Raw genomic sequence first — 15,841 nt, forward strand, 5'->3', positions numbered from 1 at the left:
TGCACTTCCAACGATGCCCCGTCAGAAGTGCATCACCAGCGTGTAGTTAGGCGAATACGCCCAGGTGAGTGCCTACCTCGCGCATGTCCGCCGTGAGGGTGCGGCGCTTCTTCGTGATCTCCTCGAAGGTGACCGCTGCGGACGACTGATGCCGGAACCACTCGGGCGCGATCCCGTCGAGGTGCGACAGCTCCTCCATGGCGGCCGTGGGGTCGCCAGTGCGCACCATGGCGCGGGCCAGGTCGAGGCGGTAGCGGTTGCCGTCGTTGGTGCTCGGTCCCCCGAGCTGCTTCCAGTGCTTTTCCTGGAGGGTGGCGTCTTCCTTCGACTTCCGGATCACAGAGCGCGCGTCGCCCTCGATCATGTAGTCCTCAAGCTCCTTCATGGCAGCCGTGACCGGGCCGAACATCGACCAGTGACGCAGCAGGTTCCTGTGCGTCTTGCCCACGGCCTTCGCGGCGGTGCCGGCCGCCCTGCGCAGAGCCTTGGCCTCGCCGGGGCGGTTGTTCCGCGCAGCCGCAGCCGCCGCTTCCATCGCCAGGCCGCCCCAGGTCGAGTACTCGTCCGGGGTGGCTCCCATGATCTTCGGCTCGACGATGTCCATCGTCGCGACCGCGATATCCTCGGCCTCGTCGAACCGCTCGGTCCGCACGAGCAGCCAGCACATCCCGCCGACCCCGGACGCGGCCACGAGGTTGTTGCCTGCCGCCTTCGCGTCCTCGATAGCGCCCCTGGCTGCCACGTGGGCAAGATCGAACTGCCTGATCTGTGTCAGGTACCGCCCGACCAGGTTCAGGGCTCGTGAGCGCTCCACCAGGGCCTTCGTACGCTCCTCACCGGAGTCGTAGTAGGCGACGGCGTCGTTCGCCGCCCTGATGAGCGTAGGCAGATCCGCGGCGATGCTCTGGTAGGTGTCGCCGAAGTACAGAACGGAGTTGTCGTACGTCATGCGGTTCAGGCGGCGCAGGTCCGGTTCGTCGCCCGCCGGGGCACTGACCGGGCCGAGGCTGAGCGCAGGGGTGAGGGCGATGCGCAGCTCGCGCAGGTTCTGACTGTTCGGATCGTCATGCTTGACCGGCTGCGGAGGCCCGGCCGCCATCAGGTCCGACGTCTTTACACCGAGGATGCGGGCGAGCTTGTGCAGGGTTTCCATGCGGACCCCGTCGTGACCCTGTTCGATCTTCCGGATCGGCCCGACCGACATGTTGCCGCGATGTGCGAGCTGCTCCTGACTCAGCCCCGCAGCGCGGCGGTACTTCCGTAGGTTCTCTGCGAGTTCAGCGGACATGCGACACCACCTCTCTCAGCCAGAGTAAGCCCTTCGGGAAAAGCACAAGCCCCCTTCAGGACTGGCCTGTCGGGGGCTTGGACGCTCAGACGGAGCTGTCCTGAGTCTCCTCGGTCGAGGGGATCAAGATCGGCGGCAGCTCGATGGGGTTGAGCTGCTCGTACCGGTCGGGCTGCGGGGTGTCGCCGACCGACTCAGTCAGCACGGGCAAGACCTCCTCCAACTTCTCTTCCATGTCCTGTCGTTCCGGAGGCGTCGACTCCACGTACTGCTCGATGACCTCTTCCTTCCACTCCTGGAACTCGGGCGGCAGTGCCGCGAGCGAGGCCATGAACGGGTTGAACGCACCCCAGAAGTCGCCGAAGTCGTCCCACGCGTTGTGCTCATCCTTCGGCGGCGTCGAGACCTCGAAGCCCTCGACGTTCTGAACGATGAAGGTGTTCGGGGTGACGGGAGCGACCGGAACCTTGGGTGCGGCCGTCTTCGGCACGCTCGGAGTCTTCTTGCTGGGGGCCTTCGCAGCCGGGGCCTTCTTGGCGTCCGCCTTCTTTGCCGCCGAGGCTCCGGGGACCGGTCTGGCTGCCTCCGTGAGGGCCGGGACGGGCTTGCCCACCGAGACGGGCGCATCGCTCGCCGACATGGGGTCCTGGGCCACGGGAGGGCGCACGGCAGGGGTCTGGGCAGGCTGTGCGGCACTCGTCACCCCCGCGACGGGAGTCGTGCCCTGCGTGGGCGTGGGGAAGGTGTCCGAGACGGCTACGTCGTCTCTCTGCTCGGTCGGGATCTCATCATCGTCATCGACGCTGACGTCATGCGTATGTGCTGCATCGTGCTGCGGTCCACGGATACCCACAACGAGCATCCAAGACATGCTGAGCACCATCGTCACTGCGCCTGCGACTGTCCCTGTCCGGCCGGACTTCCTTCGGCGGTGTTCGGGCATAGCGGCCCCCAAGAAGGCTGTGCAAATTTGAAGTACGCCAGTCATAGGAACACACCGAACATCATGATCGGAATCCAAGATTCCGCTTTTCCATTAGTTCGTTATGGTCACAAAAGCCCTTACTCGTCGGTACACCTGTGCTGACCAGCCAAAACGCAGAAACCCCCACACTTTGTGGGGGTTTAGCTCGTGCACGATTCGATCATGTGCAACGTAAGTCAGACGTGAGAGTCGTTCAGCTTCCGACTACTCGTCCGCTGCGGGTGGCTTCACAGCGTCATCAGACGGCTGCCTTGCGGTACTTGCGAACTGCAAGGGTTCTGAAGGTCGCGATGATCACCACGGACCAGATGATCGAAGCCCACACGGGGTGAACCATCGGCCATGCGTCGGAGGGCGAGACTCCAGGGTTCCCGAACAGCACGCGGCACGCCTGGACTGTCGCACTGAACGGGTTCCACTCGGCGATGGGCTGGAGCCAGCTCGCCATGTTCTCGGTGGGGACGAAGGCGTTCGAGATGAAGGTGACCGGGAACAGCCAGATCAGTCCGCCGGACGTAGCCGCCTCCGGCGTCCGCACGGTCAGGCCGATGAGGGCGCCGATCCAGGAGAAGGAGTATCCGAGAAGGAGCAGGAGGCCAAAGGCCCCGAGCACCTCTCCGATGCTGGTGTGCGTACGCCAGCCGACCAGCAGGGCCACGATCGCGAGCACGATGACGGTGAGCGTGGTCTGTACGAGGTCGGCCAGCGTGCGACCCGTCAGCACCGCACCGCGCGCCATGGGCAGGGACCGGAAGCGGTCGATCAGCCCCTTGTGCATGTCGTCCGCGATACCGGCGCCGGCTCCGGCGGTGGCGAAGGTGACCGTCTGCGCGAAGATCCCGGCCATGAGGAAGTTGCGGTACTCGACGGCACTGGTCGAGCCGTCGACCACGAGCGACCCGCCGAAGACGTAGGCGAACAGCACCACGAACATAACTGGCTGGATCAGCCCAAAAAGGATCATCTCAGGAATCCTGGACATCCGAATTAGGTTCCTGCGGGCGATGACCAGGCTGTCGGCGGTGCTGCTCACTGCGTCCCCTCTTTCCTGGCACTCAGGCGCAGGTCATGACGTCCTGACGAGTTGAACTGAAATCCACCTTGGCGAACAAGATTCGGAATCCGGCTCATCCGGATCAGGTTCCTTCGGGCGATGACCAGGGAGTCGCTCGTGGTGCTCATACGACGGCCTCCTTGCCGGTCTCCCCGTTCGTATCCAGCTCCGCGGCATGGCCGGTGAGGGACATGAAGACGTCGTCGAGGGTGGGCCGGCGCAGGCCGATGTCGTCGATCTCGACGCCTCGGGCGTCGAGATCGCGGATGATCTCGGCGAGCAGTTTGGCGCCGCCGCTGACCGGGACGGTCAGCTTGCGGGTGTGCGCGGCGACGGAGACCTCGCCCTCGCCGAGGGCGGTGAGCACCTCGCGGGCGCGTTCGATCTCGTCCCGCTGGTGGACGACGACTTCGACGCGCTCGCCGCCGGTGCGGGCCTTCAGTTCGTCGGAGGTGCCGCGTGCGATGACCTTGCCGTGGTCGATGACGCAGATGTCGTCGGCGAGGTGGTCGGCCTCCTCCAGATACTGCGTGGTCAGCAGCAGTGTCGTACCACCCGCGACGAGTTCCTGGATGACCTCCCAGAGCTGCTGCCGGTTGCGCGGGTCGAGTCCGGTCGTCGGCTCGTCCATGAACATCACGGGCGGGGAGACGACGAGGGCCGCGGCGAGGTCGAGGCGGCGGCGCATACCGCCGGAGTACGTCTTGGCCGTGCGGTCGGCCGCGTCGGCCAGGTTGAACCGCTCCAGGAGCTGCCCCGCCCGGGTCTTCGCGTCGCGGGAGCTCATCTGGTAGAGCTGCCCGACCATCTGGAGGTTCTCGCGGCCGGTCAGATACTCGTCGACCGCGGCGAACTGGCCGGAGAGACCGATCGAGCGGCGGACCTCGTCGGGGTGCTTCAGCACATCGATACCCGCGACGACCACCCTGCCGCTGTCCGGCTGGAGGAGGGTGGTCAGCACGCGCACCGCCGTGGTCTTACCGGCACCGTTGGGACCGAGGAGACCGAGGACCGTGCCCTCCGGCACATCCAGGTCCACGCCGTCCAGTGCTCGTACATCGCCGAAGGCCTTCACCAGACCTTCGGCATATATCGCGCCTGGCATGTGGGATTCCCCCAGTTGCTTTCTTGGGTGACTTCCTGTGCAGATCCTAGGGACGTCCCGCGTGCCGCGCGCGGCGAATCCACGATTCCGGGGGCCTCAGCCCATCACGAGATAGCCCGCTTCGCGCAGCGTCGCCGCCACCTCTTCACAGTGCGCGGGGCCCTTGGTCTCCAGGTGGAGTTCGACCTCGGCCTCGGTGAGGCCGAGGCGCGGATCGGTCCGCACATGGCTCACGTCGAGGACGTTGGCGTCGACGACGGAGAGAGCCGCGAGGAGCGTGGCCAGCGCGCCGGGGCGGTCGGTCAGGCGCAGCCGCAGGCTCAGATAGCGGCCTGCCGCCGCCATGCCGTGGGTGAGGATGCGCTGCATCAGGAGGGGGTCGACGTTGCCGCCGGACAGCACCGCGACGACGGGCCCCGCGAACGCCTGCGGGTCGCTGAGCAGCGCGGCCACCGGGCTGGCCCCGGCCGGTTCGACGACCATCTTGGCGCGCTCGAGGCAGAGCAGGAGTGCGCTGGACAGCTCGTCCTCGGAGACCGTACGGACCTCGTCGACCAGTTCCTGGACGAGCCGGAAGGGGATGTCGCCCGGGCGGCCGACCTTGATCCCGTCGGCCATCGTCTGGGGCGAGGCGACGGCCACGGGGTGTCCGGCGGCCAGGGAGGGCGGATAGCCGGCCGCGCCGGCGGCCTGCACACCGATGATCCTGACGTCGGGGCGCAGCGCCTTCACGGCGACGGCGATCCCCGCGGCGAGCCCGCCGCCGCCGATGCCGACGACGATCGTGCGGACCTCCGGGCACTGTTCGAGGATCTCCAGGCCCACGGTGCCCTGACCGGCGATGATGTCTGGGTGGTCGAACGGGTGGATGAAGACGGCCCCGGTCCGCTCCGCGTACTCCTGCGCGGCGGCGAGCGTCTCGTCGACGACATGGCCGTGCATCCGGACCTCCGCGCCGTACTGCCGGGTCGCGGAGACCTTCGGCAGGGGTGCGCCGACGGGCATGAAGACCGTGGACCGTACGCCGAGGAGGGAAGAGGCGAGTGCGACACCCTGCGCATGGTTTCCGGCACTCGCGGCGACCACCCCGGCGGCCCGCTCCTGCGGGGTCAGCCCCGAGATCCGTACGTACGCGCCGCGCAGCTTGAACGATCCGGTGCGCTGGAGGTTCTCGCACTTGAGGTGGACCGGTGTGCCGACCAGCTCCGTCAGATACCGGCTGCCCTCCATCGCGGTCACTCTGGCCACCCCGGAAAGCATCTTCCACGCCCCGCGGACATCGTCGAGGATCACGGGAGGAAAGGGGTGGGACGTGCGGTAGGCCATGACAGCAAGTCTTGCAGTTCGGGCCGGTCGCGGCCGACTCGTCTCATGGTGGACTGCGGCGTTGTCCACAGGTTTGCGCAGCGCTGGTACGCGTTGCCCCGAGGCGGCGTACTCTGTCCCCCACTCATCCGACACCGCACGAAGAGAGCCCGGCCATGCCCCCTCAGGACATGACGACTGCTGCGTCTCCCTCCGGGGGCACCGCCCCCGGTAACCCGGGTACCGACCACCTTCTCGACGCGCTCCAGCATCAGGTGGCCGTCTTCGCCCGCCGTGCCGAACAGACCCGCCTCGGCGGTGTCGGCCAGGTCCGCAATTCCATGGACCGGGCCGCCTACCTCCTGCTGAACCGGCTGGACAAGGAAGGTCCGATGGGCGTCAAGGCGCTGGCCGCCGGCATGGGCATCGACTCCTCCACCGTGACCCGTCAGGTCGCCCCACTCGTCGACACCGGCCTGGTCAAGCGCACCTCCCATCCGGAGGACGGCCGTGCGGTCGTGCTCCAGCTGTCACCGCGCGGACAGGCCCGCCTCAACGAGGTCCGCTCCTCGCGGCGTGAACTGATGTCGCAGGTGACCGACGACTGGACCACGGGGGAACGCGACACGTTCTGCACGCTGCTCACCCGGTTCAACGCCGCGCTGGCCGCGCGCCAGGCCGCGCACCAGCCCCCGCCGGAGGACTGACCGCCGGCCGGTCGCGCACGCCTCTTGACCGGGGGCTCCCTCCGGGTCTCCGATGGGGTATGCGAGAGCGGCGGGCCCACCGACAACGCCTCCACGCCGAGGAGTTCGAGGACTTCGCGGCGGGCGCGGCAGGCCGCCTGCTGCACACCGCCACCCTCTTCACTGCCGAACCCGCCGAACCGCCGGGTGCGAATCCACGGGCACTGCGGCTGCTCACGGCGGCGCTCGCGCACACGTACGCGCGGTGGGACCGGCTGCGCGGCGAGGACCCGTACGACCGGACCCGCCACGAGCTCGTCACCCGGTTCGCGCGGGACGCCTGGCGCCATCGCCGGCCCCGCGGCGGTCTGCTGGAACGGCTGACCCCGCGGGAACGCCTCGTTCTCGTCCTGCGTCTGTACGAAGGCGTGGCGGAGGAACAGACCGCCGCGCTGCTCGGACTGCCGGCGGAACGGGTGCGCTCGATCTGCACCAGGGCCGTCGTCACGGCGTACGCACCGCCGGAGCGCCCGGGGCGGCCCGGCGGGCGGCTGCCGCGGGGCACGCGATGAGCCGCCGCGACCGTGCCGACCGGAAGGTGGACGAGGTCCGCCGGATGCTGGAGGGCCCGCGTCCGCAGGTGCCCGCCGATCTGGCGCTGCGCGCGGCGGAACGCGGTACCCGGCTGCTGCGCCGCCACCGCGCCGCCCGGCTGGTGGTGAGGTGCCTGATGTGCGCGGCGGTGGTGGCGTTCGTGGTGTGGGCGGGGATCACCCGTCCGTGGGAGCTCCCGCCGTCCGGGACGACACCACCGCTGGAGGGCTGGTGACGCGGGCGTGCGATGACCCGGCGGATCTATCCTGGAAGAGCCTGCATGTGGTACGAGCCAAGGAGGCCGTCATGACCAGGAAGATCGCCGACTGTCGCAATTCTCCGAGCGTTTCGAACTGCTCGCTCACCATCTCCGGTGAGGAGGAGGAAGTCGTACGGGCCGCCACCGAGCACGCCGTCTCGGTGCACGAGCACACCGACAGCCCGGAGTTGCGCGCGGAGGTCCGCGCGACGCTGGAGGACGAGAAGACCGCCGTCTGACAGGGAACGGGCCCGTCCGGTGGTGACCGCGGCGCGCTCACCACCGCAACGCTCTCACCGCCGGACGGACGCCGCAAGGCCCTGCCCCTCGTGACGAAAAGCCCTAGGTCCTGTCTGGAGTTCCCCCGCGGCGTCGCGGCGTCCGCTCCTTCTCCCGCGCTGGAACTCCAGACAGGACCTAGCCGAGCGCCTGCGTCAGGTCGGCCAGCAGGTCGTCTGCGTTCTCGATGCCGACAGACAGCCGCACCAGGTCGGCCGGTACCTCCAGCGGAGAGCCGGCGGCGGACGCGTGCGTCATCCGGCCCGGGTGCTCGATCAGTGACTCGACACCGCCCAGCGACTCACCGAGCGTGAACAGCCTGGCGCGGTTGCAGACCCTGACCGCCGCTTCCTCGCCGCCCGCGACGCGGAAGGACACCATTCCGCCGAACGCCTTCATCTGCTTGGCCGCGATCTCGTGCCCGGGGTGCTCGGGCAGTCCCGGGTACAGGACGCTGTCCACCTTCGGGTGACGGGTCAGCAGGTCCGCGACCTTGGTGGCGTTCTCGTCGTGCCGGTCCATGCGGACCGCCAGGGTCTTGATGCCGCGCAGCACCAGCCAGGCGTCGAAGGGGCCGGCGACCGCACCCATCGCGTTCTGGTGGTAGGCCAGCTCCTCGGCCAGCGTGGGATCGCCGGTGATCAGCGCACCGCCGACGACGTCCGAGTGGCCGCCCATGTACTTGGTCGTCGAGTGCACCACGACGTCCGCGCCGAGGGCCAGCGGCTGCTGGAGGTAGGGGCTGGCGAACGTGTTGTCGACGACCAGCCGCGCGCCCACCTGACGGGCGATGTCGGCGACGGCCGCGATGTCCGTGATGCCGAGGAGCGGGTTGGACGGGGTCTCCACCCAGATCAACTTGGTGCGCGGGGTGATGGCCGCCCTGACCGCGCCCACGTCCGAGGTGTCGGCGACGGAGAACTGGACGCCCCAGCGCGAGGCGACCTTCGCGAACAGCCGGAACGTACCGCCGTAGGCGTCGTTCGGGATGACCACGTGGTCGCCGGGGGTGAGCAGCGTACGGAGCAGGCAGTCCTCGGCGGCGAGGCCGGAGGCGAAGGCGAGCCCCCGGCGGCCGCCTTCCAGGGCTGCCAGGTTCTCCTCCAGGGCGGTACGGGTCGGGTTGGCGCTGCGGCTGTACTCGTAGCCGCCCCGCAGCCCGCCCACGCCGTCCTGCTTGTACGTGGACACCTGGTAAATGGGCGGAACAACGGCGCCGGTAAGGGGATCGGCGGTGTTGCCCGCGTGGATCGCGAGAGTCTCGAAGCTGTGCTGGTCGCTCATGAGGACCGAGCGTAGTTCGTCACGAGGGCGCTCACGGGTCACGGCGCCGTACGGGGACAATGGCCGTATGGAGATTCTCTGGTTCCTGATCGCACTGTGCATGATCGCCGCCGTCGTCGGCCCCATCGTGCGGCGTAGTCGGGGCGGTATCCGTCAGGTCGCGCCCGGCTCCCCCGACGCCGCCGACCCGGACGCGTACGGCTTTCTGCGCCAGGAGGAGCTGGACGTACGGATGCCCGGACCCGACCAGGACCTCCTGGACGTGCTGGACGTCGTGCAGGCCACCCAGGACTGGCGGGCCGCCTCCCAACTGCTGGCCGGCACGCCCAAGGAGAGCGAGCTGCGGTGGCAGCGGGTGCAGGCGTTCGCCGGCGCGGCCTCGCTCGAACTGCTGCGGCAGCCGGGGGTCGGCGGCGCGTGGCTGCGGACCTGGCGGGCCGAGTCCCCGAAGGACGCGGGCGGCGCGGCGGTGCACGCGGAGTTCCTGGTGCAGCAGGCGTGGCGTTCCTCCGGTGCCGGCCAGGACGACTTCCGGATCATCCTGGAGGAGGCCCGTACGGTCTGCGGGGAGGCCGCACTGCTGGCGCCGGGCGACCCCGTCCCGTACATCGTCGAGCTGGCCGTGGCCCGGGGACTCGGTTACTCCCATGAACAGTTCGACCAGCTCTGGGCGAAGATCATCGACCGGGACCCGGCCCATATGGGCGCGCACATCGCGGCGCTGCACTTCTGGTGCGAGAAGTGGCACGGTTCGCGCGAGGAGGCCGAACGGTTCGCCACCACCGCCGCCGCCCGCGCCCCGCAGGGGTCGCTGCTGGCGGCGCTGCCGTTGTTCGCGCTGTACGAGCACCTGCCCGAGGTCAATCTGGTGCAGGGCTTCTACCGGGGCGTCGTGGTGACGAAGGCGGTCGAGGGCGCGCTGTTCGCGGTGCACGCGGCCCGCGCCGACGATCCGATGCTCGCGCACGTCCGTCATCTGCTGGTGATGTTCCTGGTCCGGATGGAACGCTGGTCGGAGGCGATGAACCAGCTCGTCCACATCGACGGCCACGTGGGCGCCCTGCCGTGGACCCAGGACCCGGACCCGGCCGCCGAGTACACCGTCTACCGGGCCCTCGCGGTCGCCGGGTACGAAGCGAACGGCGGCAGCCCGGCGACGCTGCCTCATTAGGCGCCAGGTCGCAGGGTCCCGGAAGCCCGTTGCCGCACCGCCATCCGGTGAACTACAGGAGCCCGGGACTGGTGGCCGCCGTGGACGTACGCGGGGGACCCGAAGGAGCGCTACGTCCAGCCCGCGACTTCTCCGCCAGGCAGGTCGTCGCGGCAGGCCGGAACTGACCGACGGGCGATGAGCACACGTACGGGGGCGCCGGAATCCACGGCGCCCCCATCGCGTTGCACACACTGAACCCCGACCCCCGGAGGAGCCCCGCATGTTCCTGAATTCCCGCACCCCTCAGCTCCCCACCCCGGAGCAGGCCCTGCGCGGCCGGCCCACCCCCGAATTCACGGTGCCCACGCGCCACACGGTGCTCGGTAACCCGCTGGTGGGGCCGTATCCGGAGGGCATGGAGGTCGCCGACTTCGCGCTGGGCTGCTTCTGGGGGGCCGAGCGCAAGTTCTGGCAGACGGAGGGTGTCTGGACGACCCTCGTCGGTTACCAGGGCGGCTACACGGAGAACCCCTCCTACGAGGAGGCGTGCTCGGGTCTGACCGGCCACACGGAAGCGGTCCGCGTCGTCTTCGACCCCCGGGTCGTGTCGTACGCCGACCTCCTGAAGCTCTTCTGGGAGTCCCACAACCCGACCCAGGGCTTCCGCCAGGGCAACGACGTGGGCACCCAGTACCGCTCGGCGCTCTACCCCCACTCCCCCGAACAGGCCGAGGCCGCGACCGCCTCCCGCGAGGCGTACCAGCAGGTGCTCACCGCCGCCGGTTTCGGCGAGATCACCACGGAGATCCTCCCGGCGCAGGGCCGCCCGTTCTGGCCGGCGGAGGCGTACCACCAGCAGTATCTGGACAAGAACCCGGACGGCTACTGCGGAATCGGCGGTACGGGCGCGAAGCTGAGTTCCCCCTCGGAAACGAACTGGGGCCGCTCCTGCCCGACGGGCATCGCCCCCGCACCCGCTGACTAGAGTGGATCAACAGGACCCTCGTCAAGAGGGCCCGTGGTTCTTGGAGGCCCAGGCCGTCGCACACGCGACGACCGAGGCCTCAGTCAGGCCCAGACAGGGGGATGCACATGTCGTTCGACGAGGAATGGGCGCAGCAGAAGCAGGCGGTCACGGATCAGCAGTCGGCGCACACGCGGCTGAACCAGCTCCCCGCCGACAATTCCGGCACGACAGGTCCGGCGGGTTCCCCGCCGGACCTGCTCACGGCCCCCGCCGCGAAGAAGAAGGCGGCGAACACCATTCAGAACGAGCTGGAGCCCGGGACCAGAGGCAATGGTCCTGAGTTAGCTGCCCGGGGTGCGATGATCTTGGGGTGGAGCGGATTGAGGGTGTGGCCGCGGGGCGGCTGACGGATGACGTGTCGATCGGGTTGCTGGCGGCGGTGTTCCCGGAGGAGGCCGTGCGGGCGGCGATCGATGAGGCGGGGGCGCGTGAGGAGCGAACGCGGTCGTTGCCGGCGAAGTTGATGATGTATTTGTCGCTGGCGTTGTGGTTGGAGCCGGGCAAGGGGTACGTGCGCACCCTGCGGGGCCTGCTGGAGGGGCTGCGGTGGTCGCGGGGCGGCTGGGGCGAATACCGGGTGCCCAGTGACGGGGCGATCTCGCTGGCCCGTTACCGGTTGGGTGAGGCGCCGTTGCGGAACCTGTTCGACGAGGTCGCAGCCCCGGTGGCCGATGAGCGCACCCCGGAGGCGTTCTGGCGGGGGCTGCGGTTGATGGCGGTGGACGGCACGGTCTTCGATGTGCCCTCGGGGAAGCGGAACGAGGCGGCGTTCGCGGTTCCGGCCGGTGGAAGCCGGCCGCAGGTCCGCCTGGTGGCGCTGGCCGAGTGCGGCACGCTGGCCCTGACCGGGGCGGCCTTCGACTCCATCGCGGTCGGTGAACGCACCCTGTTCACCCGCCTGTTGGACCGGTTGGCGCCCGGCATGCTGCTGCTGGCCGACCGCGGCTTCCCCTCGTTCGGCCTGTACCGGGCTGCCGCCGCGACGGGCGCACAACTGCTGTGGCGCGTCTCGGCTTCCTTCACCCTGCCCGTCAAGAAACGGCTGGCCGACGGCACGTACCTGTCCGAACTGCGCGGCGAGCGGAAGTCGCAGCGGGTCACGGTACGAGTCATCGAGTACTCCGTCGCCGACGACGGCGGAATCAGCGAGGTCTTCTGCCTCATCACCACCCTGCTGGACCCTGAGCACGCGCCCGCTTTGGAGCTGGCCCGCAACTACGCCGAACGCTGGTCGGTGGAAGTGCTCTTCAAACTGCTCAAGGTCGACCTGCGGCAAAGTGGCGGCATCCTGCGCTCGGGCAAACCCGAGGGAGTACGACAAGAACTGTGGGCGCTACTCTGCGTCTACCAGGCCCTGCGCACCCTGATCGCCAGGGCCGCCGTGATCGCGGGCATCGACCCCGCCCGCATCAGCTTCCCGCCCGTCCTGGACGCCGTCAAAAGCTCCCTCAGGACGGCTTTTTCCCCCTGACCAGCTCGCGAAGGCCCTGCACTTCCTCATAGCCGACCTCCCCGGCATGCACATCCGAGACCGCCCCACCCGCACCACGCCCCGCACCACGAAACGCCCCCATCTCAGCTACCAAACCCGCAGCTCAACCGACCCCGGAACCCGGCGCGTCACCCGCACCATCGTGCTCCACACACTGACACCCGACCCGATCTAACTCATGGCCATTGGGACCAGAGGGGCCGCCGACGCGGCCGACGAATCCACCCGGAACGCCATCAGCGAGTTCGGCGGCTGGGACACCGGAGCCGGCCTGAAGAAGGCCCACGCGCACTGGGACACCCAGGTGAAGCGGCTGATGGCACGGCTGGACACCGAGAAGGCCAATCTGCGGAGCACGTCGGTGCGGTTCACCGATCAGGACATCACCACGGGGCAGGGTTTCATCCCTCTTCAGTCCAGGGTGAACGGGATCTGAGTGAACGGGATCTGAGTGCGTTCACGACTGTCCGGCGTTTGAGGGGGAACGATGCCCAGCTATTACGAAATACTGCATGTCAAGCTCGCCAAGCTCACTTCGGCCGCGGACGGCTGGAAGGAAATGGCCACCAGGCTCAAGAAGCTTGAGGATCTGTACGAGAAAGACGTGCAGAGCGTCGCCAAGGGTGACATCTGGATCGGGGAGAGCGCGTCGGTCGCCGCACCCAACTTCGCGATAACGCGCGGTCAGTACGACGCGGCGCAGAAGGAAGCCCTCGCCATGGAGTCGCTGCTCCGGGACGCCCATGGGCAGTTCACGGATCTGAAGGCGAAGGTGGAGTCCGCCGTCGCGGATGCGGTCAAGGCCGGGATGAAGGTCTCCGACAGCGGCGTGGCCAGTTACGACTACAGCAAGGTGGACGCGGCCACCGCGAACAGTGTTCGCCACGATCCTGATCTCAGGAACGTCGAGATATCCTACACCAGCAACATCGGCGCCGCGGTGAAGGCGGTCAACGAATTCGACCAGGACGTCAAGACCGCACTGCTGAACGCCTCCGGTGCCGACGGCACGGCGCCCTTCGGATTCAACGCCAAGCCGGTCGGGGACGTCGAGGCCGTCGAGGCGATCGCCCTGTCCGAAAAGGTCAAGTCCGGCGAGGCCTCGGACAGGGAGCTGCAGCACTACCGCGATGTCATGCGTGAGAACGCCAAGGACAAGCACTTCAGCGAGGCATACCTGCACGCCCTCGGTGCCGAGGACGCGGTGCGGATCGCCGACCGGATGCACCTCGCGGCCAGCGATTCGGGCGTGTCGGCGAGCGACAAGAAGCTCTACAACTCGATCTCCGAAAGCCTCGCCAACACCGTTGCCTCCGGCACGAAGGACCCGAACAGCTACGCCTACAAGCCCTTCCTCGACGGGCTGAAGGGCGTGGGCCCGGACCGGATCGACAAGGGCGTGTCGGTCACCTCCGGCTACCAGGCGTTCGTGACGCTGATGAAGCACGGCGACGGGTACGGCAAGGAATTCCTCAATGACGTCGGCCACGACATCATCAAGAACGAGGACCCGGACCGGCGCGCGCACGCCTTCGACGCGACCCGTCCCGGACTTTCCGTCGACCCCCTGGACGACCTGCTCGGCGTCATGAGCAAGGACCCGGCAGCGGCGGAGTACTTCCTAGACCCCAAGGCCGAGGGCAACAAGAACGAGCACCTGGACTACTTGCTGACCGACCGCAAGTGGCCCTACGACGACATCATCGCGCCCGGCGGCGCGATCATGGACGTGCCGGATCCGGACAAGGCCGCGGGCCTCGGAGCCGCGATCGAGGCCGCCTCCACCGGCCACGAGCCGGGAGGAAAGCCCGGCGAACCCGGTCCGCACACGGACGGCCAGGCACGCGTGATGCACAACGCCATCCGGTTCCTGGACGAGGACGCCAAGGGGGACGAATTCCCGCCGGACCTGGAGAACATCCGCCAGCCGATGGCCAGGGCGCTCACGGACTACGTGGCGGACACGCACATCATCCTGAACGGCCAGGAGTCGGCGTACGGCGGTGTCGGCGGCAAGGACTCCATCAACGGGTCGGACGACAAGTCCCACATCGCCGTGGGCCAGGCGAGCCTTGTACGCGTCATGCGCGGTATCGGGGAGGACGCGCCGTCCTTCTCGCTGCTGTACGAGACCGAGCGGGCCTACGCGGCCGACCAACTGGCCACAGCTCCCCCGTACACCGGCGACCGAAAGCACGATTCGAGTGCCGAATGGGACCACCGCAGCCGTGATATCGGTGGAGCGATGGGCGCACTCAACGGCATAGGCGCCGACGTGTACGAGGACAAGGAGAAGGACAAGGCGGAGTGGGCCGAGGACACCGCCGCGTACTCGGCCGCCGGGGCGAACGGTCTGATCGGCGAGATCCCGGTCCTGGGCACGGTGGGCGGGTCGATCATCGATGCGGCCGCGTACGACTGGACCAAGGACGTCGTCGACGCGGCAGAGGCGCAGGGGAAGAAGGATTCCAGCGACAACTTCACCGCCGGCATGGATGGAACCTACACCCTGTTCGACAAGTGGGGCGAAGCGAAAGGGATTTCCGAGGATGGGGCATTCAAGTCGGCAAAGGACGCGGCGAGCGAGGGGCACGATGCCGGACGCAATGCAGCTGCAGCCCATCTGTGACATGCGAGGTCGTACGGTGCTGAAGCGTTCGATCGTCGCTTCAGCACTGATCGTGGCAGCGACCTCGTGCACCACCGCAGAGAGCCCGGATCAACCGATCAGTCAGATGTGCAGCCACTCCCGCACCTCCACCGAAGGCAAGCTCGTACAGCGCATGCTCGGAACAGAGCAATACAAGATCAATATCCGCAATACGAACGATGACCTCACGGAAAAGATGAACGAAAACCTGCGGGAGTGGAAGCCTGAGATCTCGGCGCCCAACATTCAGACGTGCGCACTAATTCCGGCGTATCCCAAGACCAGCGGGGGAAACACCCTGGGAACAGAATTCTCCTGGACCTCGCGAGAATCCCCTGCCCCCTCCGGTCGCCCTGCGGACACGCACAGCTATTACAATCTCAACGGCACATACGGCGAATCGGACGAAACTCTGGCCAAGCTCCACATCGAGTGCGACCTGCCCGGAGAATTGAGCACACTCTCGAAACGCACACTGCTCGTGGCCCGAAGCTGGAACACTGCATACACCGGCCCCCGCGAAAGCCAGGACGCCAGGGACCGTCAGATGCACTACCTGCACCTCATGGCGCGAAAGGCCACCGACGCCCTCGGCTGCGAGAACGAGCCCCTCGAAAAGGACCCCGTCATCAAGGGATTCGAGACCCCCGAGGAAGCCGCGGAGGCCGCTCGGTAGTCCC

The 15,841-nt window shown here is 68.1% G+C and carries 18 protein-coding genes; 11 read left to right on the top strand and 7 right to left on the bottom strand.

Going from position 1 to position 15,841, the window contains the following annotated elements; genetic code table 11:
• Positions 1-46: 46 nt before the first annotated feature.
• The 6 genes from F0344_RS12630 to ilvA all read right to left on the bottom strand — a co-directional run bounded on the left by F0344_RS12630 (position 47) and on the right by ilvA (position 5,758).
• On the bottom strand, positions 47-1,288 hold the full coding sequence (locus tag F0344_RS12630) for a helix-turn-helix domain-containing protein (protein WP_185298887.1): 1,242 nt from the start codon (positions 1,286-1,288) through the stop codon (positions 47-49).
• Positions 1,289-1,373: 85 nt separating this feature from the next.
• On the bottom strand, positions 1,374-1,955 hold the full coding sequence (locus F0344_RS12635) for a hypothetical protein (RefSeq protein ID WP_185298888.1): 582 nt from the start codon (positions 1,953-1,955) through the stop codon (positions 1,374-1,376).
• Positions 1,956-2,511: 556 nt separating this feature from the next.
• Positions 2,512-3,306, bottom strand: coding sequence for an ABC transporter permease (locus F0344_RS12640; RefSeq protein WP_258049905.1), 795 nt, complete (start codon positions 3,304-3,306; stop codon positions 2,512-2,514).
• The gene (locus F0344_RS12645; RefSeq protein WP_185298889.1) at positions 3,303-3,455 is read right to left on the bottom strand and encodes a hypothetical protein; all 153 of its coding nucleotides are present in this window, start codon (positions 3,453-3,455) and stop codon (positions 3,303-3,305) included. Before F0344_RS12645 ends, F0344_RS12640 begins: the two co-directional genes overlap by 4 nt.
• Positions 3,452-4,432: an ATP-binding cassette domain-containing protein gene (locus tag F0344_RS12650; protein WP_185298890.1), complete on the bottom strand. Its 981-nt coding sequence runs from the start codon at positions 4,430-4,432 to the stop codon at positions 3,452-3,454. Before F0344_RS12650 ends, F0344_RS12645 begins: the two co-directional genes overlap by 4 nt.
• Positions 4,433-4,528: 96 nt before the next feature.
• Complete coding sequence (ilvA, locus tag F0344_RS12655; protein ID WP_185298891.1) at positions 4,529-5,758, bottom strand: threonine ammonia-lyase; 1,230 nt, start codon at positions 5,756-5,758, stop codon at positions 4,529-4,531.
• A gap of 155 nt (positions 5,759-5,913) precedes the next feature.
• On the opposite strand from ilvA, the gene F0344_RS12660 reads away from it, so the two are divergent.
• The 4 genes from F0344_RS12660 (at position 5,914) to F0344_RS12675 (ending at position 7,515) form a co-directional block, all read left to right on the top strand.
• On the top strand, positions 5,914-6,444 hold the full coding sequence (locus F0344_RS12660) for a MarR family winged helix-turn-helix transcriptional regulator (RefSeq protein WP_185298892.1): 531 nt from the start codon (positions 5,914-5,916) through the stop codon (positions 6,442-6,444).
• Positions 6,445-6,503: 59 nt separating this feature from the next.
• Positions 6,504-6,995 (top strand): sigma factor-like helix-turn-helix DNA-binding protein, encoded by a 492-nt coding sequence (locus F0344_RS12665; RefSeq protein WP_185298893.1) that lies wholly within the window; start codon positions 6,504-6,506, stop codon positions 6,993-6,995.
• A complete protein-coding gene (locus tag F0344_RS12670; protein ID WP_185298894.1) occupies positions 6,992-7,252 on the top strand; it encodes a hypothetical protein in 261 nt (86 codons plus the stop codon). The genes F0344_RS12665 and F0344_RS12670 overlap by 4 nt, the downstream gene beginning before the upstream one ends.
• A gap of 71 nt (positions 7,253-7,323) precedes the next feature.
• Positions 7,324-7,515 carry a DUF1059 domain-containing protein gene (locus F0344_RS12675; RefSeq protein ID WP_185298895.1) on the top strand — a complete coding sequence of 64 codons (192 nt, stop codon included), beginning with the start codon at positions 7,324-7,326 and terminating at the stop codon, positions 7,513-7,515.
• A gap of 178 nt (positions 7,516-7,693) precedes the next feature.
• Here the strand turns inward: F0344_RS12675 and F0344_RS12680 are convergent, their stop codons facing one another.
• Positions 7,694-8,839: a cystathionine gamma-synthase gene (locus F0344_RS12680; protein WP_185298896.1), complete on the bottom strand. Its 1,146-nt coding sequence runs from the start codon at positions 8,837-8,839 to the stop codon at positions 7,694-7,696.
• Positions 8,840-8,906: 67 nt separating this feature from the next.
• On the opposite strand from F0344_RS12680, the gene F0344_RS12685 reads away from it, so the two are divergent.
• From F0344_RS12685 to F0344_RS12715, 7 genes are all read left to right on the top strand, one after another.
• Entirely contained in the window at positions 8,907-10,010 is a 1,104-nt protein-coding gene (locus F0344_RS12685) for a hypothetical protein (RefSeq protein WP_185298897.1), read from the top strand.
• A 262-nt stretch (positions 10,011-10,272) separates the two neighbouring features.
• On the top strand, positions 10,273-10,977 hold the full coding sequence (msrA, locus tag F0344_RS12690; protein WP_185298898.1) for a peptide-methionine (S)-S-oxide reductase MsrA: 705 nt from the start codon (positions 10,273-10,275) through the stop codon (positions 10,975-10,977).
• A gap of 107 nt (positions 10,978-11,084) precedes the next feature.
• Entirely contained in the window at positions 11,085-11,366 is a 282-nt protein-coding gene (locus F0344_RS12695; protein WP_185298899.1) for a hypothetical protein, read from the top strand.
• The gene (locus tag F0344_RS12700; RefSeq protein ID WP_185297178.1) at positions 11,330-12,490 is read left to right on the top strand and encodes an IS4 family transposase; all 1,161 of its coding nucleotides are present in this window, start codon (positions 11,330-11,332) and stop codon (positions 12,488-12,490) included. Before F0344_RS12695 ends, F0344_RS12700 begins: the two co-directional genes overlap by 37 nt.
• A 199-nt stretch (positions 12,491-12,689) precedes the next feature.
• Positions 12,690-12,947, top strand: a complete 258-nt coding sequence (locus F0344_RS12705) for a hypothetical protein (RefSeq protein ID WP_185298900.1) — start codon at positions 12,690-12,692, stop codon at positions 12,945-12,947.
• 51 nt (positions 12,948-12,998) lie between these two features.
• Positions 12,999-15,140: a hypothetical protein gene (locus F0344_RS12710; protein WP_185298901.1), complete on the top strand. Its 2,142-nt coding sequence runs from the start codon at positions 12,999-13,001 to the stop codon at positions 15,138-15,140.
• Positions 15,118-15,837 carry a hypothetical protein gene (locus tag F0344_RS12715; protein ID WP_185298902.1) on the top strand — a complete coding sequence of 240 codons (720 nt, stop codon included), beginning with the start codon at positions 15,118-15,120 and terminating at the stop codon, positions 15,835-15,837. The genes F0344_RS12710 and F0344_RS12715 overlap by 23 nt, the downstream gene beginning before the upstream one ends.
• The last annotated feature ends 4 nt before the right edge of the window (positions 15,838-15,841 follow it).

This window comes from Streptomyces finlayi (assembly GCF_014216315.1).
Lineage (GTDB): Bacteria > Actinomycetota > Actinomycetes > Streptomycetales > Streptomycetaceae > Streptomyces > Streptomyces finlayi_A.

What these genes read in the sequence shown, in the direction of transcription:
- F0344_RS12630 (WP_185298887.1), bottom strand. Translation starts at nt 1,288, where the DNA reads ATGTCCGCTGAACTCGCAGAGAACCTACGGAAGTACCGCCGCGCTGCG.
- F0344_RS12645 (WP_185298889.1), bottom strand. Translation starts at nt 3,455, where the DNA reads ATGAGCACCACGAGCGACTCCCTGGTCATCGCCCGAAGGAACCTGATC.
- F0344_RS12650 (WP_185298890.1), bottom strand. Translation starts at nt 4,432, where the DNA reads ATGCCAGGCGCGATATATGCCGAAGGTCTGGTGAAGGCCTTCGGCGAT.
- ilvA (WP_185298891.1), bottom strand. Translation starts at nt 5,758, where the DNA reads ATGGCCTACCGCACGTCCCACCCCTTTCCTCCCGTGATCCTCGACGAT.
- F0344_RS12660 (WP_185298892.1), top strand. Translation starts at nt 5,914, where the DNA reads ATGCCCCCTCAGGACATGACGACTGCTGCGTCTCCCTCCGGGGGCACC.
- F0344_RS12665 (WP_185298893.1), top strand. Translation starts at nt 6,504, where the DNA reads ATGCGAGAGCGGCGGGCCCACCGACAACGCCTCCACGCCGAGGAGTTC.
- F0344_RS12670 (WP_185298894.1), top strand. Translation starts at nt 6,992, where the DNA reads ATGAGCCGCCGCGACCGTGCCGACCGGAAGGTGGACGAGGTCCGCCGG.
- F0344_RS12675 (WP_185298895.1), top strand. Translation starts at nt 7,324, where the DNA reads ATGACCAGGAAGATCGCCGACTGTCGCAATTCTCCGAGCGTTTCGAAC.
- F0344_RS12680 (WP_185298896.1), bottom strand. Translation starts at nt 8,839, where the DNA reads ATGAGCGACCAGCACAGCTTCGAGACTCTCGCGATCCACGCGGGCAAC.
- F0344_RS12685 (WP_185298897.1), top strand. Translation starts at nt 8,907, where the DNA reads ATGGAGATTCTCTGGTTCCTGATCGCACTGTGCATGATCGCCGCCGTC.
- msrA (WP_185298898.1), top strand. Translation starts at nt 10,273, where the DNA reads ATGTTCCTGAATTCCCGCACCCCTCAGCTCCCCACCCCGGAGCAGGCC.
- F0344_RS12695 (WP_185298899.1), top strand. Translation starts at nt 11,085, where the DNA reads ATGTCGTTCGACGAGGAATGGGCGCAGCAGAAGCAGGCGGTCACGGAT.
- F0344_RS12705 (WP_185298900.1), top strand. Translation starts at nt 12,690, where the DNA reads ATGGCCATTGGGACCAGAGGGGCCGCCGACGCGGCCGACGAATCCACC.
- F0344_RS12710 (WP_185298901.1), top strand. Translation starts at nt 12,999, where the DNA reads ATGCCCAGCTATTACGAAATACTGCATGTCAAGCTCGCCAAGCTCACT.
- F0344_RS12715 (WP_185298902.1), top strand. Translation starts at nt 15,118, where the DNA reads ATGCAGCTGCAGCCCATCTGTGACATGCGAGGTCGTACGGTGCTGAAG.